The sequence below is a fragment of the Dictyobacter formicarum genome, assembly GCF_016587435.1.
On record NZ_BNJJ01000027.1, the window covers coordinates 28,705 to 54,951 of the forward strand.

The following is a 26,247-nucleotide window of genomic DNA, read 5'->3' on the forward strand; positions in this document are numbered from 1 at the left end:
AGACTCAACTAAACGGTTTCTTAATCACCAGACAATTTTATCATTCGGTGGTATCTTCAAAACTTGCTGTCAGGAGTGCTATCATACAAAGGTATATAAAAAATTACGTGTAGCATTCATCAATTAAATCATTGGGGAGTTTCAATGTCACAAATAGAAATCCGACCGGCGCTGGCTGGTGATCGCGAGCCTGTACTGGCATTTTGTGCCAGTACCTGGGAATGGGGGGATTATATTGACCAGGTCTGGGATGATTGGATGGAAAATCTTGCAGGACAGCTTCTGGTGGCGACGGTGGATCAGCAACTTGCCGGTATAGTGCATATTCAGCTGCTCAATGAGACGGAGTCGTGGTTGGAGGGCTTACGGGTCAATCCAGATTATCGCCGGCAGGGGCTGGCTCGGGCCTTAAATGAAGCGGCGATGGTTGAAGCGATGCGCCGAGGCGCCACGACCATCCGACTGGCGGTTGACTCGCATAACGTGGCATCGATTGAGCTTTCAGAAAGCATGCATATGCGCCGGGTGGGTGATTTTGCTCTATATACAGCCCGGCCTTTCACCACACCTCCTTCTCGCGCACCTCAACAGCCGGTCCGGCTGGCTACGCTGGAAGATCTGGATATGATCATTGACTATTTGAATGCTTCCAACATTTTTCCTCTGGTGGGTGGGCTCTATTATGTGAAGTTTCAAGCACTCCCGATTACGGCCGAGTTTCTGGAGCAAAAAATTAATAGTCAGCAGATCTATCTCTTACAGCGTTGGGAACGCCTGGATGGGCTGGCCATTGCTGAGATTCGCCGGGAGAATCAGCAGCAACGCCTCTCGGTTGGCTATCTGGATGGCACAACTATAGAGGCCATCAGCTTTATTGCCTATAATTTGCGTCGCCATCTCTCTGAGCTACAGTTGGAACAGGTGCGCGTGTATGCCCCGGAAACGTTGCTGATCCATGATGCATTCGCTGGCGTTGAATACGATACCGACCATGCTATTTTCTGTACCTATGAGCGTAGCCTGGAATAGTGCAGCACATACGAGTCGCACCTGCAGTGCTCAGAACAGTGAACGGGTGTGCAGGACGCGCGCAATGCGCGCGTCCTGCACACCCGCTAAAAAAGGTTCAACTGCGCATGCGGATGTCCGCATGGTGATGCCCAGTCAGGTATTATGCTAACTCTAGCGCTGCCTCGGGATGCTTTAAACCATGGAAACGTAAAAGCCAGCAGCCATAGTTCAAGCCGCCACCAACCGCAGGCAAGGCCAGCCATTGACCATCGCTCAGTTTTCCCTGGCGTAAGAGCTCAACCATGGCCAGAGCAATACTGGCGTTTGAGAGGTTGCCATAGTAGCGAAAGTTGTCGACCAGTTTGTCCATCGTCGCTTCGGGCCATCCAAAATCACGAATAAGCAGTTCGCCCATACGGTGCGTAATACGCGAGTTAGCCTGGTGCGGTATAATATACGCCAGCTCTTCATGATTGAGATCGGCATGGCGGCACAATGCATCTACACACTCTGCCATAGCGCGTGGTGCTTCGCGGTAAACCTCTTTACCGTTCATTTTGGTATACCCAACCATGTACTGCGATAGTATCTGGTTGAGTTCCTCACCACGACCCTCGTTGTATAGCTGGCAGATCTTCATATCTACTTCGGCCATCTCAACAGAATCTTTGCGTAGTGGAGTTTGATAGAGGAGCGCCTGTGCCTGGCGGGCATCCGAACCGTTGATGACATAGGTGTCTTCGTCGCCACGCTCAATAACAAAGGCTGCGGCCCCTTCTCCAAATAGAGAACTGGTTTTCCAGTCTAATACATGCATAATATTGGGCAAGAGGGCCTCGGTAGCAACCAGTAGGACGCGCTTGGCCGTGCTGGCGGCCAGAATTTCAGCTGCTACCTGGAAACCTTCTGCCTGACAGGCACAGGCACCTTTTAACATGGTTGAGCGTAAAGGCCCTAACCCTAACCGGTGCGTGACCATACCGGCAATGGTAGGAAAAGCGTCGTTGTCGGAAGATGAAATACCAACGACCGTATCAATATCACTGGCCTGTAAACCCGCGCTGGCCAGGGCCCGCTCGGCCGCATTCACTGCCATATCCACCAGTGATTCTTCCTGGGGGGCAGTTTTGTCCTCAATCAAACCAGGTGCGTCCGCACCAGCCATTTCACGGCATAATGCCAGTGTGCTGGTACGCACATGGCGGGTTTCTAGACCCGTCACGCGCTCCAGATCCTCTGCTCGACGCGGACTCCCAAGGCGCGTAGAAATATAGGCAAAAAATTCATTGGTAATCACGCCTTTGGGCACATAGGTACCGAGACCCACCAGTCGCACTTTAGCCTGGGTAAAAATATGCGGTATAACAAATGAGTAATGTGGCCACTGGCCAGCATCGGTGCGTGTCATTGAATACAAAACCTCCAATAGTGAGGATAATAAGAGCCTGTAAATTCCCACTTAGTATACCATATTGTGCGCAATTGAAATAAAAACTATGCCCAAAAGTAAGAAACCAGGCGCCCTTTGGCACCTGGTTTTGGGAACAAATACGTTAACTATTCTGTTTGGGATAATAAATTACCAGCGATCCCGGCGATCTCTACGGTCGCGGCGGTCGCGGTCACCACTGTAGCTATTGCTGCTACTGTAGCTGCGGTAGTCATCCCGGCGTGGCTGTGAGGCACGCAGAGACTGAAAACAATCACTACAATAAACTGGTCGATCTTCGCGTGGAATAAACGGTACGGTCGTTGTGCGTCCACAAGTGGCACAGACCGCTTCGTGCTGCTCACGTGGGGCGCGTGGAGCACCGGATTGCTGGCCGCCTCGGCGTGCTGCGCGGCAGCTTGGGCAACGGGATGGAGAATTGGCCAAACCTTTGCTAGCGTAAAATTCCTGTTCACCGGCTGTAAATGTAAACTCACTACCACAGTCACGGCAAACAAGCACACGATCCCGATAGCCCTCGTTAAACATCATGGGTATTACTTCCCCTTCTTCGGTTACACACGTTCCATCTTATACGACTTATACTACAGCGCAGCGGCATATAGAATAGGAGTGTACATATTTCTTCCACACATAGAAATAACGATATACATCTCCTGGTGGTTGTCAGGTTGTGATTCCTATGCTACCGGAAGACGGAACGGGAGCCGGGGGCTGGATTTACATACCAAACGGGATTTTTCCCTAACCACTTATTTCATTGTAACATATTCACTATAAAAATGCAGTATATCCTTGACCTCAATGCTAGGATATAATTATATTTCTATTGTGGGTGCCGGAGGAATACCTTGAACTCTGACTACACTGACTATTCATCAGACAGGGAACATATGCTTCACGCACGCCGGGTCCATACTATTACTGATCGTTTTTCGATGGCAAATACCTACCTGATCGATGAAGAACGTATGGTGGTGGTAGATCCCGGTACTGAACTTAATGTGCAGCAGTTACAGTTCTATCTGCAGCATTTTTTGCATCGCCCGTTGCAGCAGATCGATCTGATTGTGCTGACCCATCTTCATCCAGATCATACTTCGGGGGTTGAGATGCTACGCAGAATCTGTGGTGCTCCTGTCGCGGCTTCTGCGGTGGCGCGTAATTTGATCCTGCAACAACACGGCGAATTGCATAGCTCTTCGATCGCTCATCTGGCCGAGCATATTTTAGCCGGGCCTCTACAACATGTAGATCTGTTCCCACCTGTGTATGAGCGCCAGTATAAACTGGTGGATATCTGGTTGGAAGATGTGGCGGGGTTACCTGGACATCCTGAGTGGCGCGTTATCTCTAGCCCGGGGCATACTCCTGATAGCCTTTGTCTCTATAACCCTTTTACTCAGGAGCTCTTATGTGGTGATACCGTAATTACAATTCAGGGAGGAGCCCCTTTATTGCGTGGCAGCGCTAATCGCCGGCAGTTGAATGAGACGCTGCGTGTCTTGCGTAGTTTACAGGTTCACTATCTCTATCCCGGCCACGGCCGTCCTATTCTAGCTCTGCACCCTCTCACCAATATAGATGTGGAATGGTAGCTCCGATAGTCTATTGGGGCTTCATGCGACTGGGCAGGCGCAACGGCACGGGACCATTTGTTGATCTGGCAACCGGGATGGGTGGCATAGTAGTATTGCGCAGGTGTGCCGCTTTTCCATATTCCAGGCGAATCGTGCCTATTTTGATGATGTCTCCAGCATTGAGCTTACAGGGCTCGCTGACAATCTCTTCGTTCACAAGGGTGTTGTTGCGCCCGGCCATGTCCTGCAAGTAGAACTCACCCTCCTGTTCATAAAGCTGCGCGTGTACTTGAGCTACTGAAACGTCATTCAACATGATAGTACATTCCAGGCTACGCCCGATCGTTATCTCTGTACCATCCAGCGAGAGGCGTTGTCCCATGCGCTCGCCGTCCTTGATCAGCAAGTAACCTATATTTACTGTTGGATTGGAACTGGAAAAGGTGAAGTCTGATTCCTGGAGGATCGCCTTCTGACTGGCGATGATGGCGGCCGGCAGAGGGCTGCTGGTGTCTCCTTCAGCCTGCAAATCGAAGGTGGAGCGCCAGGTGTGGTTGATCAAAGGATCATACTGATCAGCCAACAACTCTTTTTGTTCAGCGAGGATAAAGCTAAATTGCTGGCGACCAATCTCTATCAGATCCTGCGAAGATAGAGGGACGCTGCCCTGTACTTGCTGCCCGTTTAACAAGATACCATTCAGGCTGCCACAGTCTGTTAAGTATGCCTGACCTTCGTGCCAGGCCAGTTCGGCATGGTGGCGCGAAGCCATCTCGTCGTCCAACCAGATATCACAGTCTTCTTCACGACCTAGTGCGGCAACGACACGCTTTAAGGCCAGGCGCTGACCCTGAAAGTTACCATTTTTGTATTCAAGCCAGCCCCATGGGATATCTTCGCGGAAAACATAGGGCGCCTCTATGCCTTTCTGATAACGAGGCAAAGACGGTATGCTGTTCGCATCCGCCACTGTCCCTGGTTGAGAAGTCTGGTCAGGGGCCATTACTGCCTGCTGCTGTGGGTGCGAAAAGAGCCAGTGCAGTACTGTTGCGACAATTGGATTGATCCAGCCACAAATCAGTATATACACAACAATACCCCAGCTCTCCAATATGCTTAAACGCGTCTGAGAACTGCTAACACGGAAATGATGCCAGATAAAAACGGGCAGTAATAAAAGCGCGGAGCACAAACACGCTACAACAGTGATGGTGAACTGATAATTGGTCCCTCTATGGCGCACAAATCTGTTGCCTGCACTGATCGCGATCGCCAGTGCACAACACAACAGGCCTCCATAACTTATAGAGTTAAATAAGGGAGAAAAATTTAATGCGTTCGTAAGCTCGTTCCTCCCTCTATAAGCTGAATATTGTGATAAATATCCATTTACAAGCGTCCTTTTCTGGAAGCCCCGGGCGGGGAAGAAAGACGCCTTCTCCTCTTGTATTCGTCGAGGCTACTTTCGTGACAATCATATCATTTTGTATCAGGACGAGCAAATAAATGGGACTTGTGGGGGAGCTTTTATTGGATATTTTCTTCGGTATGACGTCTTTATAAGCATGAGAATTTGATCTATAAGCAAGCATACATATATAAATTTGAAAGGTATTTTATGCTTTATGGGTGCAATTGAAATAGTTATTATCCTGGCCATCTATTGTATGGTTGGTATAGTAGCCCTGCTAGGTTCCGTCTTCTGGATCTGGATGATCATAGATTGCTTGAAATTTGAACGGCCCAATAGCAACGACAAAATCATCTGGATACTAGTCATCCTTTTTACACACGCGGTGGGTGCCATCATCTACTTCTTTATGCGCCGCCAGCCCAGGGTCCGTCAGAGTCAACCATATAATCTCCCCTGAATGAAAATGCCTCCCCTTGTATATCATCTAAAAAGGGAAGGCACTTTTATTTCTGCGATGCGTTTAATGGATTTGAACATCCTGCGCTCCTTGCTGGCGCAGGATCTCGCTGACTTCTTGCGCACGCTCGGTGTCTTTGACGGTGACGACGGTGCGACCTTCTTTGACGTCCTGAGCATACTGCCTGGCATGTTCTTTAGGAATACCCATGTCCGTCAGGGTGCCCAGAAAGCTTCCAGCCACGCTACCGACGGCGCCCCCACCTAATGCGGCCGCTACAATACCTCCGGCCACAATAGGACCAATGCCCGGCAAAAACAGGGCTGCCGCAGCTGCTCCCAGGGCACCTCCGACTACGCCGCCAGTAACTATGCTCGTGCGTTGTTCTGACCGCTTATGAGCCTGCTCTTCCGTCTCTTCAACAGGAGTTGCCTCCTGCTGTGGGATTGGTGCTACATCACCCTGAAGTCCGCTAACAGGCTTATCTGTACGGAAGGCGTCATCGGGCCGCTGTACTGGTCCCCTGTGTTCCTTAGAGCCTGGGTATGGCAGGTTATCGAGGGCCTCTTCCGTAATTGGCAGCGCCGTAGCCAGCACGTTTGAGGCATCCGCTGGACCAATAAAAGGAACCAGCAAAATATCGGCGGCGCCAATAATACCTCCGATAATGCCACGAGCGATGGCTTTCGGACTATGCCCATGCTGGACATGATGCTTTGCTTGAGCTACGTGCTCTTCGGATGTACGCGCCACAAAACCGAGTTGATCTTCTTTAAAGCCTGCTTTGATCAATGCATCCATTGCATGAATGACTGCTTCGCGGTCTTCGAAAACTCCTACGATAACAGTCTGTTCTGCTTCAGCCATGGTAACTACATTCCCCTTTATTTTCTCTCTATCTATGTTGTATACGTCTCAATAGGTCCTCTACATATACAACAGCTTTAACGCCAGCCCAGATTCATGGCACTACTATCTACAATATCATGCCTTTCAACATGATCCTTCAATACAAATCCTTCAGCATGACTATCCTATAAGAAGGTGCTATAATACACAGCAATAAATTTAGGGTTATCTGATGAGAGAAGTAGTCCATGCGTGAACAATTAGAGACACTCACAGAGGGAAATGAAACAAGCGAAAGCTCTTCGCGCAACACGTTACGCTATATCATGCTGGGCCTGCTGTGGGCACGCCCCATGAGTGGCTATGATATCAAACAAACCTTTGAGCGGGCCATTGCCAGCTATTGGAATGCTGGCAATAGTCAGATCTATACCACGCTGAAGAACTTGCATAAGGCCGGATTGATTGATGCCGAGATAATCGTTCAAACCAGTCGGCCTAATCGTAAGGTGTATCGTCTGACTCGGGCCGGTGAGGAGGAGCTGTCACACTGGTTGCAAGAGGATGTGCCAGAACGCTTCACAAAGGATGAGTTTCTGGCCAAACTCTTCTTCTGTGGCGCAGCCAGCGATGATGTGGCCCTGGCCCATTTGCAAAGCCACCGTGAAAGCTTGCTGAAGCAACTGGCGCATATGGAGTGGGCGCGCCGCGAGTATGGTTCACGTCCGGTGCGTCGACCACACTTGCTTGAATATCAGTTGCTGGTACGCGAATATAAAGAAGCCATCCTTAAAGCCGGTTTAGAGGTAACCGAAAAGGCCATCGCGCGCCTGGAGCAGCGTCTCAATCCTCAATCTTAGACCCTGGCAACCCGGTTAGCGACCATTGATCCTATCCAGGCTGCCAGCCATGGGTGCGGTAGATATCCAGTGTCTGCTGGTCACCTGGTACATAACTGACCATGGAATATGTAGAGAGATTGGTAAATACCGTGGTCGCGGTACGCAGCGTGAGCCGCCCCAGTTCGCTATGCTGAATCTGAAATACAAATGAGGGCGCAGGCTTGCTGCGTCCATAGACAGAAGAGGCAATGCGCCGATATTCTGGATATTCACGCAAGGCTTTAATCAGGGCTTTGTATTCTGCCAGGTGCGTCAAAGTGCGCGTATTGTAGAGGAAATCTCCTACCAGGCGGCGAGCCAGGTTTTCCCAGCCGTGAAAGCGCTTGCGCATGTCTGGATCAAAAACTAATCCCAACAGGTGAAGGCGCTCGGCGCTCCCTAGTATCTCTTGCGTTTCAAATAAATAGATGGCAGCTTTATTCCAGGAATGTAAAAACCATAAATGGTCCAGCGAATGCGCTGGATACGACGTATTATGTACCAGTAGGTGCGCCAACTCCCCTAGATCCAGTAGCGTGCTCTCTAATTGATCGACATCGACAAATTGGCCTGTTTGCTGTCGATAGGCTTCGAAAAAATGTAATCTGTCCTCTGTTGATAACTCCAGTACGCGCGCGATGTTTTGTACAACTTGCGGTGAAGGATTCGCACGCTGCCCCGTTTCCAGATGATATACATACGTTCGTGACAGTTGTGTCGCCTGGGCGAGCTGCCCCTGCGAAATACCTCGCCGCAAGCGATATTGTGTTACCAACTGAGCAAACGTTGAAAGTTCTCGTGAGTTGTCAGGCATCCTTATATCCTCAACAGTTACATTTCGTTAGCTATCTGCACATTATGACGTAAAAATTGTTAGCTGGCAACATGGTCATCTTTACATGGGTACCATATAATTGGATCAGTGGGTTGTTGCTTGTAGGTAGCGACAGAGTTGTCGCCCAGGTATCCCATACTGGATGCCCCTATGGAGAGGAGCTATTACCGAATGTCTGATCCGTCGTTAATACACAACACACAAGCAGAACAGCACTCCATCGAACGAGCGCAGGAAGCATCTTCTTATCCCTGGTTCCACCATTACGATCATGGTGTTCCTACCCACCTGAATATACCTGAGCGACCTCTCACATCATTATTGGATAATGCGGCAAAACGCTATCCTAATCAGGCCGCTTTCGTTTATTATGGAAACAAGATTACCTACGCTCAATTTTCAAATCAGGCCAACCGCTTTGCAATTGAGATGCAACGCCTGGGAGTGCAAAAAGGGGATCGCGTTGCCATTGCTCTCCCCAATATTCCTCAGTTTCCAATTGCTTTTTATGGCACCCTGCGCGCAGGGGCCGTGGCAGTACCTACCAATCCTTTGTACACTGAACGCGAGATGCAACATCAGCTCGCGGATTCAGGGGCCAAAGTTCTGGTCGTGCTGGATATGTATTATCCTATTATACGTAATATCCGCAACCAGACCGCACTAGAACATGTAATTGTCACGAGCCCGGCCGATTTTCTGCCGCCATTGCTGCAAAAGCTTTATCCACTAAGTCAGAGAAATACAAAATTGCCACAACCCCTTCTGACTAAAAAAGAATTGGAGAGCGATCCTGCCTTACACAGAATGCAGCCGATGCTGCATTCTCATGCTAAAGGGGGAATCGAGCTGTTTAATCTGCCAATCCATGTGCAGTCTAATGATCTGGCAGTATTGCAGTATACAGGTGGTACCACCGGTCTTTCTAAAGGAGCCATGCTGACCCATCGTAATTTGCTCGCGAATGCGATGCAAACGCGCTATTGGGTGCCGAAGGCTAATGATGCGAAAGAAACTTCACTCTGCGTCGCACCATTCTTCCATGCGTATGGACTGAGCGTGGGCATGAATTTATCTATTCTGGCCGCCGCTACGATGGTCTTGTTGCCACAATTTAAGGCAAAAGATGTTCTGGATGCGATCCATCAGTATCATCCTACGATGTTTCCTGGTATTCCAACTATGTATATCGCCATTATGAAAGAAGCGGGTAAGCATACTGAGTATCTTCAGTCAATCAAGTATTGTATCAGTGGTGCGTCTCCTTTGCCGGCAAAAATTCAGACGGACTTTGAGACGATTACTGGTGGTAAGCTGGTCGAGGGCTACGGTCTGAGTGAGGCAGCTCCAGTTACACATTGTAATCCGCTTTCGGATAAGTCGCGCAATGGTAGTATTGGTCTGCCGCTACCTTCAATAGAGTCTGCAATTATCGATCGGACAACCGGTGAACCTCTGCCAGTAGGCGAGGTGGGTGAACTGGTGGTCAAGGGACCCAATATTATGCAGGGTTACTGGCAGCGCGATGAAGAGACCAAAGCGATTTTTGTCAATGGTTGGATGCGTACTGGCGATATTGGCAAGATGGATGAAGATGGCTATTTTTATATTGTCGAGCGTGCTAAGGATATGATCATTGCCAGTGGCTTTAATGTGTATCCACGCGAGGTTGAAGAAATATTATACCATCACCCGGCCATTGCTGAGGTTGCCGTTGCCGGCATTCCCGATTCGTATCGTGGCGAGACAGTGGCGGCATTTATCGTGCTCAAACCCGAATTTAAACCCTCGGCTGAACTTGAACAAGATGTCATTGCTTTCTGCAAACAAAAATTGACTGCCTATAAAGTACCTAAACGTATAGAGTTCCGTGATAATTTACCAAAATCATTGGTGGGCAAAGTTTTACGTAGGGAACTACGCAAGCTATTGTAGCGCCTTTGGCCTCATTGACGTGCATGCGCTTGAGGTTTCTTGTATGTGATACACAGGCAAAAATTTCTAGCGCTGTACGCCTGTACGTGCCACGATGCACGTCTATGTTCGTAACGACTAGCAACTCGAAGGAGATTTTTATCATGTCGACGACCATGAAACCCACTGAGCCAGGTACAGCATTTCTTACGACTTCGGTCAGTGAGAGTGCTTCTAAAATATTTACTCTGGAAGAGCGGGATGATGAGCAGCGCTGGATTGAGGAGTCTGCTGATACTTTTGTGACCCGTGAGGTGTTGCCAAAGGTGGAAGCAATTGATCGACAGGAACCAGGAGTTATGCCCGCTCTGGTGAAACAGGCCGGCGAGCAGGGACTCTTGATGATCGATGTACCTGAACAATATGGTGGCGCTGAATTGGGCCTGTTGACCAGTGCCCTGGTTGCTTCTCAGTTGCGCGAGGCTTCGTTTAGTGTGGCCTTTGGCGCCCATACTACCATCGGTACGCTGCCTATCGTGTATTACGGCACCGAAGAGCAGAAAGAACGCTATCTTCCTAAACTGGCCTCTGGTGAATGGATCTCTGCCTATGCTCTGACCGAGCCCGGTGTGGGTTCGGATGCGATGGGCTTGAGCACGCGAGCTACCCTGTCGGAGGATGGTAAATATTATATCCTCAATGGCACGAAACAGTGGATCTCTAACGCCGGTTTTGCCAATGTGTTTGTGGTTTTTGCGCGTATCGGGAACGAGCGTCCGTCGGCCTTTATTGTGGAGGCTGATTGGCCAGGCATTTCCACTGGCCCGGAAGAGAATAAGATGGGCATTAAGGGCTCTTCAACACGCCAGGTTATTCTGGAAGATGTTAAGGTGCCGGTGGAAAATCTGCTGGGCGAAATCCATAAGGGCTATAAAATAGCATTCAACATCCTCAATATTGGCCGCTTAAAATTAGGGGCTGGTAGCGTTGGTGGGTCACGCTCCGCCTTGCATCTGGCCGCGACATATACGACTGAGCGCAAGGCCTTTGGCAAGTTTCTGCATGAGTTTGGCATGATTAAGAAGAAACTTGCTCGTATGGCGGCGGAAACGTATGCTGCGGAGAGCGAGATCTTCCGTACAGCCAGCAATATCGCCCAGGCGCAGAAGAGCGCAGGCGCAGATACGGAGACGGTCTTTAAGTCCATTGAGGAATATGCTATTGAGGCTTCAATCGCCAAGGTTCATGGTAGCGAGGTGCTCGCTCAGGTGGTCGATGAGGGCGTGCAGATCTTTGGTGGCTATGGATTTATGCATGAGTATCCTATTGAGAAGGCTTATCGTGATGCCCGTATTCAGCGCATCTTCGAAGGTACCAATGAAATTAACCGCATGGTGGCTGTGACGACGCTATTCCGCCGTGCCCTGGCCGGCAAAATTGATCTGATGACCAAATATGCCGAAATTGAGGCACGCATGAAAAACGATCAGACTCCGACTGGCGTTGGCGAAGAGATGCCGGTGGATCTGCGCGATGGGGCCGATGCGATTGAGCGTGCCAAGGATGCCACCATCTATGCCACTATGCAGATTGCACTCAAGTATATGCAGAATCCTCAGGCTCTGGCTGAGGAACAGGAGTTTATTGAATACCTGGCCAATTTGATGATCGATCTGTATGCCGCCGATAGCGCTCTGGCACGCGCTGCTAAAGTTACAAAACAGGGCGCTGAAAATAGCGGTACCCATATTAAACTTGCTCAACTGGCTTCATGGACGGCGTTGACGCGTATCCGTGGCAACCTGGATCAGATGATTCAGACATATGTGGATGAGAAACGGGCTGCCAAGGTGCTCGGCCGCGTGCGCTCTTATGTGGGCGACTATATGCTCAATGCTGTACAGGTGCAGCGTGAGATAGCCGCACTGGTGGTTGAGAAACAAGGCTATCCGCTCTAAGCATATGTCTGAAGTTCATCACCATGCCAGAACTTCTCCATAGGAGAGGAGCCAAACTCTTCCATGTAGTGTGTAGTGGCGCATCGGGTGCGCTTTGCGCACCCGATGCGCCACTACAAAAAAACGGGACGGCCGCGCATGCGGACGCCCGAACGGGGGAGCTCAACTTCCCCTGCAAGATGAGAGCCTGACACATTGCCAAAAGTCGAGAAAGAAGTTCTACATTCGAAAATTTTCCATACAGTAAGCGCTAGCGTGCTAGCTACTGTATGTGCATTATGCAAAGGAGCAAAGGATCATGGCAGAAGCCGTCATTGTTAGTGCTGTGCGCACGCCTATTGGACGTGCCAGTAAGGGTGCCCTGAAAGAGGTTCGGGCCGATGATCTGGCTGCGTTGGCGGTAAAGGCAGCGGTTGAGCGTGTGCCACAACTCAATCGTTCTCTAATTGAGGATGTAATCCTGGGCTGTGCTTTTCCTGAAGGTGAGCAGGGAATGAACCTGGCACGCCTGGTGGGTGCGCTGGCCGGCCTGCCCGAGACCGCTGGCGGCGTTACCGTTAATCGCTTCTGCGCTTCTAGTCTGCAGGCCGTGAATATGGCTGCCCAGAATATTATGCTGGGGCTGGGCGAGATTGTGATTGCGGGCGGTGTTGAGAGTATGTCGCGCGTACCAATGGGTGGTTTCAATCCTAGCTATAATCCTCGCCTGGTGAAGCCGCAGAACGAGAAAGATCAGCAGAAGTTAGCTGCCTCTGCTTTTCCTCCCTGCGAGCTAGAGTATGGCTATTCCAGCTATTTACCGATGGGCATTACCGCTGAAAATGTGGCCCGCGAATATAATATCAGTAGAAAAGATCAGGATGCGTTTGCTTTCCGCAGCCATCAGCGTGCTATCGCCGCTACCGATCAGGGCATCTTCCGCAACGAAATTGTACCCGTTCCATTGCCAAATGGTGGCACGTTAGAGGTGGATGAGGGTCCTCGCCGAGATACGTCTCTGGAGCGCCTGGCTAACCTGGAACCTGCATTTATCAAAGGCGGTAGCGTCACTGCCGGTAACTCCAGTCCCTTGAATGATGGTGCTTCAGCGGTAGTGCTGATGTCGGCTGAGCGCGCCCGTGACCTGGGTATTACGCCTCTGGCACGCATCCGCACAATGGCGGTAGCGGGTGTCCGACCAGATGTGATGGGCGTTGGGCCCATACCCGCTGTGCGCAAGCTGCTGTCACGCGCGAATCTTCAGCTTAGCGATATCGACATCATCGAGCTGAACGAGGCTTTTGCGGCTCAGAGCCTGGCGGTGGTACGCACGCTGGGGATCGATGAGGAGAAGCTCAATCCTCATGGCGGTGCCATTGCTCTGGGTCATCCACTGGGATGTAGCGGTGCGCGCTTGATCGCTACCCTGATTAATGATCTTCAAACAAAGGATAAGACGCTGGGTATCGCCACGCTCTGTGTCGGTGGGGGCCAGGGCCTGGCCACATTGATTGAGAGGATATCGTAGTCATGCCATACGCTATTCGTAAAGCCGCTGTGATCGGAGCAGGCGTGATGGGTGCTGCAATTGCGGCCCACCTGGCCAACGTGGGTATTCCTAGCCTGCTGCTGGATATAGTGCCAGCTGATGCTAAGGATCGCAACGTTATTGCTCGCACAGGGTTAGAAAAGACGCTCAAGAGCAAGCCGGCATCCTTCTATAGTAAACGTGGTGCCAACCTGGTGACCATTGGCAATATTGAGGATGATCTGCCAAAGTTGGCTGAAGTTGATTGGATTATTGAGGCCGTTGTTGAACGACCAGATATTAAACAGTCGCTTTACAGCAAAATTGAGCAGGTGGCACAGCCCGAGACGATTATTAGCTCAAATACGTCGGGTTTGCCTGCCCACCTATTGATTGAGGGACGTTCGGCGAATTTCCGCCGCCATTTTATGATCACGCACTTCTTCAATCCGGTGCGCTATATGCGCTTGCTGGAATTGGTCCCCACGCCCGATACCGATCCGGAGTTGCTGTCATTCATGCGGCAATTTGGCACTGAGGTCCTTGGCAAGGGAATTGTGATCTGTAAAGATACTCCTAACTTCATCGCGAACCGTATCGGTGTCTACGGCTTTCTCTCAACCATTCACCATGCACTCGCTGAGGGTTATATGGTCAGCGAGGTCGATACCATCCTTGGCACCAATATGGGACGCCCTAAGTCGGCTGTCTTCCGCACCGCAGATCTGTCTGGACTGGACACACTGATGCATGTGGCCAATAATTTGTATAAGAATGCGCCTGAGGATGAGCAGCGCGCGACATTCCAGATTCCTGAAGTGGTTCAAGAAGTGATCAATCGCGGTTGGCTGGGCGAAAAAAGCGGCCAGGGATTCTATAAGCGGGTGAAAAATCCTGATGGTTCTTCAACTATTCTGGAGTTGAATCTTAAAACCCTGGAGTATGAGCCACAACCAAAGCATCGCTTTGATTCAATCGGTAAGGCGCGCAATCTGGAAACGCCAGAGCAAAAGCTGAGCACGGTATTAAATGGCGAGGATCGTGCCAGCCAGCTGGCCCGTGAGACGACTGCCGATGCTTTGATCTATGCCGCCAATCGTGCTCATGAAATTGCTGATACCATCGTGGATATCGATAATGCAATGCGCTGGGGCTTTAACTTTGATCTGGGTAGCTTTGAGACCTGGGATGTGTTGCTTGCAGATCAGGCGCTGCTGGATAAGGTTTTTGCGCAGCGTGAGTTGCCTGCCCTGGTACAACAGGTACGCAATCAGGGACAGGGCACTTTCTATCGCGTGATAGATGGTCAGAAACAATACTTTGACTACCACACCGGGACCTACCAGCCGGTTCCAACTGCCCAGGGCGTCATTTCACTCAGTACCCTCATAACCGGTCCTTCATCCACTAAGGGCTCTGCGGTGGTCCGTGACAATGGTTCAGCCTCGTTGATTGACCTGGGTGATGGGGTTGCCTGTCTGGAATTTCATACCAAAATGAACTCGATCGACGAAGGTATCGTCGAGATGATTCATTATGCCATCAATGAGGGCTCAAAACAATTCCGCGCTCTAGTCATTGGCAATGAAGCGCCCGACTTCTCGGCCGGCGCCAACTTGTTCCTGGTTTTGATGGGGGCACGGCAGGGGGCCTGGGATATGCTTGATACGGCCATCACAGGACTTCAGCAGGCTCACCAGCTCTTAAAGTATAGTCCGATGCCTGTGGTATCAGCTCCAACAGGCCGCGCTCTGGGCGGTGGCTGTGAGATGATCCTGCATACCCATCATACGCGTGCCCTGGCTGAGACATATATCGGCCTCGTTGAGGTGGGAGTTGGACTCATACCGGCCGGTGGCGGCTGTAAGGAGTTCTTGCTGCGCCAGGGGGCCAGCGTTGAAAGTCAGAAGCCTGGCAAATCAAGCGGACCATTTACGCCTGCGCGGCGCGCCTTTGAAATTATTGCGGTGGCTACCGTTTCTACGAGCGCTACGGAGGCTCAAGAACTGCGCTTCTTGCGCAAAACAGATGCCATTACGGTTAATCGCGATGTGCTCTTGCGCGATGCGAAGGCAGATGCCATCAAGCTGGCAGAAGCCAGAGCAGCAGGCAACTGGCAACCACCGCAGCCGCCAATGCTGCTGCTACCTGGTGCGGGAGCGCGCCTCGTCCTCGAACAGCAGATCGAAGGCATGCTGCTGACCGGCAAGATCAGTGAGCACGATGCCGTCATCGGCAACCACCTCGCCAGGGTCCTCACAGGAGGCGACTGCTCACCGGTTACGCCCGTCACCGAGCAATATGTCCTGGACCTCGAACGCGAGGCATTCCTCAGTCTTTGTGGCATGGAAAAGACCCAGGACCGCATGCAATCCATCCTGCAATCAGGCAAACCCCTGCGCAACTAGGCGCGCCAGCGCCCTCCGCAAGAGTAAGGCACAAAAAAAGCGACCACGCCAACTTCTGGCGCGGTCGCTTCATTCCCTATTGCAATGCTACTCCTCACATTGCATGGGAGCAAGTATTGCTTAGAAAATAGCTTCGCCGGTATCGGAATCGAACAGGTGGATCTGATCGCTATCAACGTACAGACGCACTTTGTGGCCAGCAGATACGCGAGAACGTGGGTCGAGGGTAGCAACGATGTTTTTACCACCGGTGGTGAGGTAAACCTGCAGCTCATTACCGAGGTTCTCAACCACGTCGACAGAAGCGTCGATAGCTGACTTGACTTCGCCGTTTCCTTCGCCAACCAGGGCAGCATCCTCCAGGTGAACCGGGCGAATACCAAATGTGAGGTTGCGACCAGCAGCGGCACGAGCACGCTCAGCATAAATCTGAGGAACGGCGACATGGCCAATGCCATCCAGCACGACCGATGTAGCATTACCTTCGGTGGAGATTTTTGCCTCTGGGATAAAGTTCATTGCAGGCGAACCGATGAAACCAGCTACGAACATGTTCGCAGGATGATCATACAGTTCTTGTGGGGAACCCAGCTGCTGGATCACGCCACCATTAAGAACTGCAATGCGGTCACCCATGGTCATGGCCTCAACCTGGTCGTGGGTCACATAAATCATTGTGGTCTGGATACGCTGGTGCAGTTTGATGATCTCAGCACGTGTAGCAACACGCAGTTTAGCATCCAGGTTGGAAAGGGGCTCGTCCATCAGGAAGACTTGTGCTTCACGGACGATTGCACGACCCAGAGCCACACGTTGGCGCTGTCCACCAGACAGCTCTTTTGGCTTACGCTTGAGCAATTGCTGCAATCCAAGGATTTCAGCAGCATCTTCTACGCGCTTCTTAATTTCATTTTTGGGGAAGTGACGCAGTTTCAAACCGAAAGCCATGTTATCAAATACGGTCATATGGGGATACAACGCGTAGTTCTGGAAAACCATAGCGATATCACGGTCTTTGGGGTCTACACCGTTTACGATGCGATCACCAATGTAGATTTCGCCATCAGTTGGCTCTTCCAGGCCAGCGATCATACGCAAGCAGGTACTTTTTCCACAACCAGAAGGTCCAACCAGTACGAGGAACTCTTTGTCTTGAATATCGAGGCTGATGTCATGCACGACTTCCACTTTGTTGAAAGTCTTATAGACGTGATTAAAACGCACTTGTGCCATGAAGGACTACTCCTTTTCGCTTCTGTAACAGGTCCATTCCTGTCACCCTTCACATTATATAGAGAAGCATTTGCTTAGTGCCAACATTGCTTCTAATATCATATCAGAAGGGAGTCAATGTGGCTTCTTAACGTCAATACATTAAGCATGTAAAGTTTTAAAACTCTTGCTTGGTAGACGTTAAGCTAGAGTATACCATAACTTTTGCTGAAAGTGAAGAGCATCGATACACAAATTTCTCATTTTGTATCACGCGTCTAAAATTTTAATTGCATCTTTTATTACAATAGTATACCTGACTACCACATTCTTCCTTACCCCTTCACATATGTTTTTGCGCCTTCGGTGCTCAAACACTCTCTAAAAACAGCTCGGGCGCGGATGCTCCTGCCCACAAAAGAGCAACACGCTCAAAGGGATTCAATCTCTCTCATATGCATGTCGGCAACATACATATGAGATGAAATTTTAATATCTTTTTAAGCAAGTCACATATTGCAGTCTATGTTAGTAGGAGGGCATAAAGAAAGTATTAAAAACAGCACCAAAAACCGGCAGGTGTAAATTTTTTAGTGTTACACAGGTCTAGGCAGCTTTTAGATATTACAAAAGTACTAAGCACCCGGTAACATTTTTTTGCATTTGTGTTTACAACAAGAAATCGGCATGTTACACAAAATCACACATCAGCGAGCCTGGGATGCATTATAACATAGTGCGATCTTGTAATTACCAAGCTGTATGGCATCAAAATTGTATAAAGATGGTTATATTTTATGTAATTATTAGCATTTCACCACTAGACAAGAAAGGGCCTCTTCGTGCATACTAGTGGTGTGCATTGTTAATGTTGTTCTTACAAACGATGTACAATGTATTTACATCGAGAGTGAGTCTGTTGTACGGAACACAACATAGAAATACACTTACCCATGGGTTCAGGGTTAGGAAGGAACGGGATATCATGCTTGGAGCACACGAACAACGCAGCGAAGTTGCCCGCCTATTATCACAAATCAGTGCTGAATATGAAGCTGCACACCGTGGTCTCGCGGGTCTAGCTTATGGGATGTCGCAGCATGAATTTATTACCGCACGTATGGAAAATATGGGGCAATTACATACTCAGTTACAATCTATTGTAGGAGATGTTGCAATTGCGATGATTGCGGATTGCTTAAATGCCGTTCATTCATAACAATTAACTACATTCAATGACAGATTTTTTGCTATATACCTTTATGATGTGGCTGCGGCATACTCGTCAGACAGTATGCCAGGCACATATGCACATCATATCCCTATTGGCCAATTTCCTCTCTCAATAATAAGGGCGCCTGTTTCCAGGCGCCCTTATTTGATGCGATTATTCGTCTGATGGCATATACATGATAAATAAATAAGCAACCCTCCTGATCATCTTGATGCAAAATATGTCAGAAGGGTCGCCAACATTTTTCAATTTTATTAATGTATATGATGCAAACAGTATTAATCATTCGCCACTAAGAGCGGCTCTCTATGCGGAATTTCGATATGCATATCAACGTAAAAACGTGGCGCTGCACCATCCCACCTACCAGCAACTACGTACTCAGTCTCTTCACTTGCAAAATCAGGCTGATCCAATACGCTGTTTTCTTCATCTGTAAAACATTGTAACCAATTTGTCACATCATCAAGCGACAAATATGGAGCCCCCTCACACACAAACCACTCTGCAATACCCTGTAAATAGAAACGAAAATCAGCGGGCAAAACATGATGTCGCACAATACGGTAAGCGTTCTCCTGGATATCTTTATAACCAGCTGCTTGCAAATAATGCGCGAGCTTTGAACCAACCCAGCTATCCTCATAAGCATAATCGTGATCTACACGTTCAGCTTCCCACAATGCCCGCGCCTGAAAGACACGTTTTTGCAGAAGAGGATCAATGGAATGAAATTTCATGGTGCCAAAGTCGATATCTTTAATCACTATTCGCCCATCTTGTTTTAAGTATGGGCCCATGGCAGCAAAAGTTGCCACTGGATCAGGTAAGTATTGGCTGACATTGGCGCTAAAAATGACATCCGCCGTTCCTTGTTCAACAGGCAATTGCTCTAAGGTTGCACGCTTATATTGTACTTGTTGACGATACCAGGTATTATGATTTCTTCTTTGGGCGGTAACCAGTGCCTCGGTCGAAATATCAATACCTAAAATTGTTCCTGTCACCCCGATCGCCTGAGCAAGAAGTGGAGTCCATAAACCAGGACCACATCCGGCATCTATGACGAAGCATCCTTCCTCAAGTTGCAAGTCGCGAATCATTTGGGTGCGCTCGTGGATTTTGCTCTGATGATGCTTCACTAACCACGCAATTGCGTTCAGTGGAAGCCCGCATTCATTAACATGCACAACATTGTTGACCGCCATCTTCTGCCTTATCCTTCCAGCCATCAAGTGTACTAGATTTGCTTAATCACTATTCGTGATGATCATTAATATACATGTTATATTATAAAAAAGCAATATATTGTTCGACATTGTAGGACTTCCGTTTAAACATTGTAATGTATTAACGTTTGAGATTGAAAATATTAAAAATAATTAATAATGTTTGAACCTCATGAGAGGCGGCATATCTTATCAATTTGGGTGTTTATGGTTTTTACATTTCTTTGTCATGACAATAAAACATTTGTTACATACAGTTATTACATAAATAACCAATTGGGATTTTTCAAATTTATATAACATTTTATATACCAGCTATGTTATAATAGTAACCATGCTGCTCGTGAAAATTGTACTATTGCAAAATTCATCATAATTCATCATAAGGAATATATCATGGGTAATGGGTCGGTCCCTGATGAACCACCAAAAAAGAAGCGTGGACGTCCACCGGGCGCGCGTAAGATGGCGTCGGAAACCACTGCCAAAAAAGTGGGGCAACGCCATAAGGGTATTCCTGATACGTCGGCCCGGACCGTAGTAAAAGAGTCTGTGACCAGCACTCAGACGCTTCGAGATCAGACAATACAAGACGCGGATGATAATTCAGCTACTCCTTTCAGCTCTTTGTTGCATACTATTATGTATCGCGATCGAGTGGAGTTGTCGCGCGTGGCCAGAGAATTGGCCGTAGCAGAAAATACTGTTTATCGCTGGATGAATGGTACCTCTGAACCTCGTGCAACCCATTTAAAACGATTGCCCGAAGTGCTACCCGAGCATCGCATACCATTGATTGCGGCCATTCAAGAAACTTTTGGCGATGTTCTGGGAAATCCGGCGCCAACTATCAAGGAAATCAGTAAAGAAATCTATCAACGCGTTCTGGAACAGATGGCCCACAGCCAGGATGATGAAACACGCTTCTGGCATATCTCTGAAATCCTTTTTGAGGATATATTAGAGCGATTAGATGCAAATCATCATGGGTTAGCCGTTACTTATGCGAAGTTGATGCCGGCACATCAAGATGGTATCCATTCTTTGCGGGAAGTGAAAATGCGTGGTCATGTTCCCTGGCCCGATACGGTCGATAGTAAAGCCTATCTGGGTAGCACAACATTGGTAGGCGCGGCTGCCGTTCTGCAACGCATTCAAACATGGAATGATATGGATAATAATCGCGCCCTGGTTGAAATTGATGAGCATGAAAGGAGTGCCTGCGCCGTTCCAGTACTACGGGGAGGCATGCTCGCTGGTGTGCTGGTTGTCTCCAGTACCCAACCAGATTTCTTCAAAGATACTACTGCTTGCCAAGCGGCGGCAGAATATGCCTTACTGATAGGAGTAGCGCTGTGCGATCGAGAATTTTATCCTTCGGCGCTCTTACATCTCAGACCGATGCCTCCATTACGCTGGCAGCGGGAAGAAATCAATCGTAAATATCTAAATCGTATTATTGCTTACGCCCATCAGCACTCGACTTCGCGTCGTGAGGCCGAGTTTTGGATTCAACAAGAGATGGAATTAGAGTTCGAGGACGAAGCACATAAGTTAGTAGAACAAAAATAGTCCTTGAAATTTCTACTCCATTCGATTATTCACGATTCTTTGGATAGAGTAATTTAATTATGCAGAGTTCCGATCAATCACCAGAAGATAAGCAGTCGCCTACCACCAGTGACCATACGTTAGAGTCTAGCGCAGCAGATGCTTCGATCCCTGAGACACAACGGGAACAGGGGCCTCGAGGCACAAATGCGCGAGAGGATGTAGCCCTACCTGCTGAGAATAGTGATGCTCTTCGCCAGGGGCAGATCTATCCACCTCCACCATCATTTTATGAAAAAGAGTTGGCAAAATTGGCACCTCCAGCTACTCCACTTCCATCTGTAGCGCACCCAGATCCTATACCATCGGCTCGCCCACATGAACCACAGAACCGGCAACCTCAGCCCGGTTATGGTGTCCCATATCCACCAGCGATGACCAACCAGCCCGGCGGTGGTCAGATACCCCCTCCAGGCTATCCGGCCTACCCACAGGGCCAACAGTATCCAGGCATGCTGCCGCCACCATTTGTGGCAGGCCCACCTCCAGCCAAACAATCGCGTAAGTGGATCTGGATTCTCATTTCGGTGCTGGCTGTAATCGTGATTGCCAGTTGCGGTTTGTGCGCATGGGCCAGTTCTTCATTAATTGGCAAGACGTATAGCCAGACGTTTAACGCTGTCATCAATAGTAATCAGCTTATCAATGATTATTATAGTGCAGTGCAGAATAAACAATATACCCAGGCCTACAACTATCTTAGCCCTCAGGGCTCACTTAAGGATATGTCGCGTGATCAATTTATTGCGCAGGCGATTAAGCGTGATGAGCTCTATGGCTCGGTCTTGCGCTATACACCTTCTCAACCGCAACTTAATCCTTATAATGGCAGTAATCTGGATAGCCTGAGCATAAATGTTGATATTGCCCGGCAAAAGAAATCTTATACTGCACATCTACAATTAAAATTAATTAATAATCAGTGGAAAATTGTTAGCTACGACCAGTTCTAACGCCTCACAACAAAGAAGAGAAGCGGTCTGAAAAGATCGCTTCTCTTCTTTTATGATTCCATTTTTTTAAAGCTCTCAATGAAGGAGATAGGTATTTTCTGATGTATAACGTATAAAAAATGGAGAGATAAATATTAATTTACAGAATCTGATACCGTCCCCATTGGAACTTCACGTCCAACACAAGCTCGGAGATCTTCGCGATAAAAACGCCATGTGCTCCCAACCTTATGTCCAGTAAGCTGCCCTGACCACATAAGGCGATAAAGAGTTGAGCGGCTAACACGCAGGTAGCCCATTGCTTCTTTGAACGTCAGCAGGACATCTTCCTGAAGCATCTGTACAACCATGGATCTTCTCCTTAAAAAATAAACTAATAAATAAGTGCACTTGACACTAACGATGTAGCGCTGAGAATATCACGAATGATACTGTTATTGTCTCATTGCATGTTATAGTAACCAATGTTGATACGCTTTCATGTTAAGGAACAGTTGCGATCTGGTTAATTTTATTCTCAGCCTGGTTCGATCTTCACTACCTACCTATCTAAAAGGCCCAGGACTTAGTTGTCTTCTTTGTACTCTTAATCATAACATAAAGTCTCTTTGCATTCCATCCTGCCTTATTATGTTTTAGAGTTTTCTCCTTTCTTTTTAGCTGCTTTGTTAAGGTTTTTTTACCAGCTACTTCTCAATAAATTGTTTAATTCCTGTTCTTCGCAGGCCACAGGAAAAATCGAGCAACCAGTCATCTCCCTCAGGAGCGCAATAGTAACAGCATTGGTCGGTTCACGCATCGCTACGGTCAGATATTGGTGCTCGCGGCCGACAGGCACGCATTGCAGCTCACAGGCCACAGGATACGGTATCAATCGCACTAAACGATCTGGTAGGACGTGTGGCAATTCCATATATGGTATTCCCGCTTCTTTGCCGGTTTCCTCTTGCTGCTCATAAGCAGTATAAATGGGCGATAATTCAACTATTGGCATAGGTTTAACCCCGCGAGTATGGGCACTGATAATCGGGCGCAAGGTCAATGTATGTTGAGCTTTGCCGAGCTGGTAATACATTTGCTCAAATGAAACAACTGCCCGGGGCGGGTAGGTAACGCCCCCCAGAGAGATAGTCGTCTCCCGGGTCAGTGGTGGATCGGTTGTTTCAGCTTGCATTAAACAAACACTATGATAAATACGCTCCAATATCTTTTGCTTACCGGCCTGGTCTACATCCGGGAAAATAATAGCTGCCCCCGAGACGTCATAAATGAACATTTTGTCATCAATGCGTAAGACGCGACGTACATGGGTCAGCACCTGGTTTAGCAGGCTAGCCGCAACATGGTAACTTTTGCGTCGATACAAAGCCTCAGATTGAGGTGCAAGCGGCGGCGCTTCTCTCTGTACAACGTGTAGTAAAAGTACACTGATCGGCTCTTGCGCAGGTAAGAAGTCATTCAATACGCCCCGAACTTTATTGCTTAGCTCTACTGAAACAGGCACGCATTGGTTTTCATTGCAGTCCTCCTCCGTTGACATTGTGCCCATCTGACAAATCTTGTCAAAGGCAACACATGTGCATATCTCATAGGCATCTATGGCCGGATCGGTACGCCGCTTTATCCTGGATGAAATCTGCGAGATATTTGATGCCTGAAGAGGAATAGCTTTTTTCTTCTGCGTCATTCTGCTGTCCACACTTATTCTATTCCTGGCACAGCCAGAGAGTCTCTTTTATTTAACCATTACATCTGCACATATAGATACAAAAAGGCACTTCTTAATGTAAGTATAGGCACTTTTCTCGGTGAAAGGCGTAGCCATTCTGTTATGGTATGGTTAAAATACACTGGTTATGGTTAAGTTCCTATCAATTACAGTTTGCTTGCCAAAACAGGGGCAAGGATCCTGTTTTAAGCTCGACCTTGCAATCTGAACTTCTTTGCTACCCGCTGGTGCACTCTCTGTGCTGTGCCAAAAAAGCTACCTACGGTTCAATTGAGATAGGAGCGGTAAAGGTATAGCCAACACCTGGTACAGTCATGATGTATTGAGGCGAGTTGGGATCGGGCTCGACTTTTTGGCGTAAGTGCCGAATGTGTGTCTTGACCAGGCCAGAATCGCCGGCCTCGTCGTATCCCCAGACACGTTCAATAATCATGTCAGTGGTTAATACCTGGCCTGTATGCGAAATCAGCAAATGCAATAGGCGGCTCTCTGTAGGCGTCAGACGCACTTTGGTTCCATCACGAGTGACTTCGTGCCTCATGGCGTCTAGCGTAACAGGACCTACAGTGATAGCCGATGAGCCAGTCGTGCCACGCGTGTTAGAGGCCCGGCGCATGACCGCTTTGATCCGCGCCAACAATTGGCGTGGGCTAAAGGGTTTGCGCAGATAATCGTCGGCCCCCATCTCCAGACCTCGCACTTCGTCGTCCTCACGGTCATGCGCTGTCAGGATCATTACCATGGAATTTGTTTCTGTGCGCATCTGGCGACAGACTTCAAAACCATCAAGCTTGGGCATCTGAATATCTAAAATTACCAGGTCTGGTAAGGTCTCTCGCCAACGTTTGATGGCCTGTTCTCCATCAAATGCTCGAACGACATCATAACCGTGACCTTTGAGCCAGTAGCTGAGCATATCTACCATGTCGCGGTCATCGTCCGCCACCATGATCTTCAATTCTGCCTCCTACCTGTCCTACATTACAATACTAGGATGTACCAATGTTGCATAAAAATATAAATTCTGGATATGCTTCCGTTTGTAGTAACGGGACGGTACGAAGGCCAGTAACATCATGATACAAAATGGGCTATAGAATGACAAAATTATGCCTCGTGTCTATCTATAAAACATGAATCGTTCCGCGCTGCTCTACGGCTCTCAAAAGCCTTAAGTTTCAGGAGTGGGAATCTTCTGTCTATACGTGACGCACTATCCAGAGCACGCTCGTCTGATAGACTTGTCGAACGTCATGGCGTATAGTTTGGGTGATTTGTGCCCGGTGATAAGGATAGGCTTGACGAAGGTTGGCAAAAGAGTTAGATTGTAACAACGCGCAAATATGCATCTGGTGCATACGCTTCTGTTGTGATGAGAGAGCTAAGTAGCAGGCACAGGAGAGCCGGCGCAATAAATAATAAAAGGATAAGTTGTTGATGGAAAGAGAAACGTTGTTGGCTCTGGCTCGCGAAACAGCCCGGGGAGCACATTGTCCCTATTCCCATTTTCATGTAGGGGCCGCTCTGGTGGCGGATGGACAGGTTTTCGTTGGGGTAAATATTGAGATCTCTAGTTTTGGCCTGACTCTGTGTGCGGAACGCTCCGCTCTTTCGGCGGCGATGACCGCCCAGGCTAAACATATTACTCAGATCGCCATTGCCTGTATCGATGCTCCTGACGATGCTCCCGACTATGAACGCATGCCCTGTGGCGCTTGTCGTCAGTGGATCGCCGATCTGGCCCCTCAGGCAACAGTTTATATTGATGGGTGCACGCGAGATTTCCAGGTCTCTGATTTGTTGCCGTTTGCCTTCAAATTGTGACCGTTTTGTGTTGCTCTACCCTCTTGACATATACATATCCCTTGTGTACGCTATAAGTCCCAGTACTTTTTTAGTGTAGTGCCTAATCTAGTGCAACCTGTGCTTGAAAGCGTTCTATATAGAGGTGCTTTTATGCTGGTCTGGCGCAAGCGCGCACAATGGCCTTTACAACAATACGTTCTCCTGCCGGC

Annotated in this window: 22 protein-coding genes; 12 read left to right on the plus strand and 10 right to left on the minus strand. The window is 48.7% G+C overall.

Annotated features, from left to right (window positions below; all coding sequences use genetic code 11):
* The first annotated feature begins 144 nt into the window (after nucleotides 1-144).
* Nucleotides 145-1,029: a GNAT family N-acetyltransferase gene (locus tag JMI88_RS33050; RefSeq protein ID WP_201366295.1), complete on the plus strand. Its 885-nt coding sequence runs from the start codon at nucleotides 145-147 to the stop codon at nucleotides 1,027-1,029.
* A gap of 142 nt (nucleotides 1,030-1,171) precedes the next feature.
* Here the strand turns inward: JMI88_RS33050 and JMI88_RS33055 are convergent, their stop codons facing one another.
* Both JMI88_RS33055 and JMI88_RS33060 read right to left on the minus strand, forming a co-directional pair.
* Nucleotides 1,172-2,419 carry a 3-oxoacyl-ACP synthase III family protein gene (locus tag JMI88_RS33055; protein ID WP_201366296.1) on the minus strand — a complete coding sequence of 416 codons (1,248 nt, stop codon included), beginning with the start codon at nucleotides 2,417-2,419 and terminating at the stop codon, nucleotides 1,172-1,174.
* Nucleotides 2,420-2,590: 171 nt separating this feature from the next.
* The gene (locus tag JMI88_RS33060) at nucleotides 2,591-2,992 is read right to left on the minus strand and encodes a zinc-ribbon domain containing protein (protein WP_236023169.1); all 402 of its coding nucleotides are present in this window, start codon (nucleotides 2,990-2,992) and stop codon (nucleotides 2,591-2,593) included.
* A 362-nt stretch (nucleotides 2,993-3,354) separates the two neighbouring features.
* On the opposite strand from JMI88_RS33060, the gene JMI88_RS33065 reads away from it, so the two are divergent.
* Entirely contained in the window at nucleotides 3,355-4,059 is a 705-nt protein-coding gene (locus JMI88_RS33065) for an MBL fold metallo-hydrolase (RefSeq protein ID WP_201366297.1), read from the plus strand.
* Nucleotides 4,060-4,069: 10 nt separating this feature from the next.
* On the opposite strand, the gene JMI88_RS33070 is transcribed toward JMI88_RS33065, so the two are convergent.
* Nucleotides 4,070-5,329: an FHA domain-containing protein gene (locus tag JMI88_RS33070; protein ID WP_201366298.1), complete on the minus strand. Its 1,260-nt coding sequence runs from the start codon at nucleotides 5,327-5,329 to the stop codon at nucleotides 4,070-4,072.
* Between the two features lie 337 nt (nucleotides 5,330-5,666).
* Between JMI88_RS33070 and JMI88_RS33075 the strand changes: the two genes are divergently transcribed.
* Nucleotides 5,667-5,912 carry a PLD nuclease N-terminal domain-containing protein gene (locus tag JMI88_RS33075; protein ID WP_201366299.1) on the plus strand — a complete coding sequence of 82 codons (246 nt, stop codon included), beginning with the start codon at nucleotides 5,667-5,669 and terminating at the stop codon, nucleotides 5,910-5,912.
* Nucleotides 5,913-5,975: 63 nt separating this feature from the next.
* Here JMI88_RS33075 and JMI88_RS33080 read toward each other — a convergent pair whose 3' ends face one another.
* Nucleotides 5,976-6,779: a hypothetical protein gene (locus JMI88_RS33080; protein WP_201366300.1), complete on the minus strand. Its 804-nt coding sequence runs from the start codon at nucleotides 6,777-6,779 to the stop codon at nucleotides 5,976-5,978.
* 230 nt (nucleotides 6,780-7,009) lie between these two features.
* Here JMI88_RS33080 and JMI88_RS33085 point away from each other — a divergent pair, with 230 nt between their 5' ends.
* Entirely contained in the window at nucleotides 7,010-7,621 is a 612-nt protein-coding gene (locus JMI88_RS33085) for a PadR family transcriptional regulator (RefSeq protein ID WP_201366301.1), read from the plus strand.
* 31 nt (nucleotides 7,622-7,652) lie between these two features.
* On the opposite strand, the gene JMI88_RS33090 is transcribed toward JMI88_RS33085, so the two are convergent.
* Entirely contained in the window at nucleotides 7,653-8,456 is an 804-nt protein-coding gene (locus JMI88_RS33090) for an MmyB family transcriptional regulator (RefSeq protein WP_201366302.1), read from the minus strand.
* Between the two features lie 192 nt (nucleotides 8,457-8,648).
* On the opposite strand from JMI88_RS33090, the gene JMI88_RS33095 reads away from it, so the two are divergent.
* The 4 genes from JMI88_RS33095 to JMI88_RS33110 all read left to right on the plus strand — a co-directional run bounded on the left by JMI88_RS33095 (nucleotide 8,649) and on the right by JMI88_RS33110 (nucleotide 16,264).
* Nucleotides 8,649-10,412 (plus strand): long-chain-fatty-acid--CoA ligase, encoded by a 1,764-nt coding sequence (locus tag JMI88_RS33095; protein ID WP_201366303.1) that lies wholly within the window; start codon nucleotides 8,649-8,651, stop codon nucleotides 10,410-10,412.
* Between the two features lie 143 nt (nucleotides 10,413-10,555).
* Nucleotides 10,556-12,349 carry an acyl-CoA dehydrogenase FadE gene (locus JMI88_RS33100; protein ID WP_201366304.1) on the plus strand — a complete coding sequence of 598 codons (1,794 nt, stop codon included), beginning with the start codon at nucleotides 10,556-10,558 and terminating at the stop codon, nucleotides 12,347-12,349.
* A 298-nt stretch (nucleotides 12,350-12,647) separates the two neighbouring features.
* On the plus strand, nucleotides 12,648-13,856 hold the full coding sequence (locus tag JMI88_RS33105) for a thiolase family protein (RefSeq protein ID WP_201366305.1): 1,209 nt from the start codon (nucleotides 12,648-12,650) through the stop codon (nucleotides 13,854-13,856).
* Between the two features lie 2 nt (nucleotides 13,857-13,858).
* Nucleotides 13,859-16,264: a 3-hydroxyacyl-CoA dehydrogenase/enoyl-CoA hydratase family protein gene (locus tag JMI88_RS33110; RefSeq protein ID WP_201366306.1), complete on the plus strand. Its 2,406-nt coding sequence runs from the start codon at nucleotides 13,859-13,861 to the stop codon at nucleotides 16,262-16,264.
* Nucleotides 16,265-16,384: 120 nt separating this feature from the next.
* Here the strand turns inward: JMI88_RS33110 and JMI88_RS33115 are convergent, their stop codons facing one another.
* The gene (locus JMI88_RS33115) at nucleotides 16,385-17,497 is read right to left on the minus strand and encodes an ABC transporter ATP-binding protein (protein ID WP_201366307.1); all 1,113 of its coding nucleotides are present in this window, start codon (nucleotides 17,495-17,497) and stop codon (nucleotides 16,385-16,387) included.
* Between the two features lie 964 nt (nucleotides 17,498-18,461).
* On the opposite strand from JMI88_RS33115, the gene JMI88_RS33120 reads away from it, so the two are divergent.
* Nucleotides 18,462-18,695, plus strand: a complete 234-nt coding sequence (locus JMI88_RS33120; protein ID WP_236023171.1) for a hypothetical protein — start codon at nucleotides 18,462-18,464, stop codon at nucleotides 18,693-18,695.
* A 293-nt stretch (nucleotides 18,696-18,988) separates the two neighbouring features.
* On the opposite strand, the gene JMI88_RS33125 is transcribed toward JMI88_RS33120, so the two are convergent.
* Entirely contained in the window at nucleotides 18,989-19,918 is a 930-nt protein-coding gene (locus JMI88_RS33125; RefSeq protein WP_201366308.1) for a methyltransferase domain-containing protein, read from the minus strand.
* A 417-nt stretch (nucleotides 19,919-20,335) separates the two neighbouring features.
* On the opposite strand from JMI88_RS33125, the gene JMI88_RS33130 reads away from it, so the two are divergent.
* On the plus strand, nucleotides 20,336-21,511 hold the full coding sequence (locus JMI88_RS33130) for a GAF domain-containing protein (protein WP_201366309.1): 1,176 nt from the start codon (nucleotides 20,336-20,338) through the stop codon (nucleotides 21,509-21,511).
* A gap of 59 nt (nucleotides 21,512-21,570) precedes the next feature.
* Entirely contained in the window at nucleotides 21,571-22,503 is a 933-nt protein-coding gene (locus tag JMI88_RS33135) for a hypothetical protein (RefSeq protein ID WP_201366310.1), read from the plus strand.
* A 134-nt stretch (nucleotides 22,504-22,637) separates the two neighbouring features.
* On the opposite strand, the gene JMI88_RS33140 is transcribed toward JMI88_RS33135, so the two are convergent.
* From JMI88_RS33140 to JMI88_RS33150, 3 genes are all read right to left on the minus strand, one after another.
* On the minus strand, nucleotides 22,638-22,853 hold the full coding sequence (locus JMI88_RS33140; RefSeq protein ID WP_201366311.1) for a helix-turn-helix domain-containing protein: 216 nt from the start codon (nucleotides 22,851-22,853) through the stop codon (nucleotides 22,638-22,640).
* 329 nt (nucleotides 22,854-23,182) lie between these two features.
* Nucleotides 23,183-24,190 carry a GspE/PulE/PilB domain-containing protein gene (locus JMI88_RS33145; protein WP_201366312.1) on the minus strand — a complete coding sequence of 336 codons (1,008 nt, stop codon included), beginning with the start codon at nucleotides 24,188-24,190 and terminating at the stop codon, nucleotides 23,183-23,185.
* 301 nt (nucleotides 24,191-24,491) lie between these two features.
* Entirely contained in the window at nucleotides 24,492-25,181 is a 690-nt protein-coding gene (locus JMI88_RS33150; RefSeq protein WP_236023178.1) for a response regulator transcription factor, read from the minus strand.
* 488 nt (nucleotides 25,182-25,669) lie between these two features.
* On the opposite strand from JMI88_RS33150, the gene JMI88_RS33155 reads away from it, so the two are divergent.
* The gene (locus JMI88_RS33155; RefSeq protein ID WP_236023172.1) at nucleotides 25,670-26,056 is read left to right on the plus strand and encodes a cytidine deaminase; all 387 of its coding nucleotides are present in this window, start codon (nucleotides 25,670-25,672) and stop codon (nucleotides 26,054-26,056) included.
* Nucleotides 26,057-26,247: the final 191 nt, after the last annotated feature.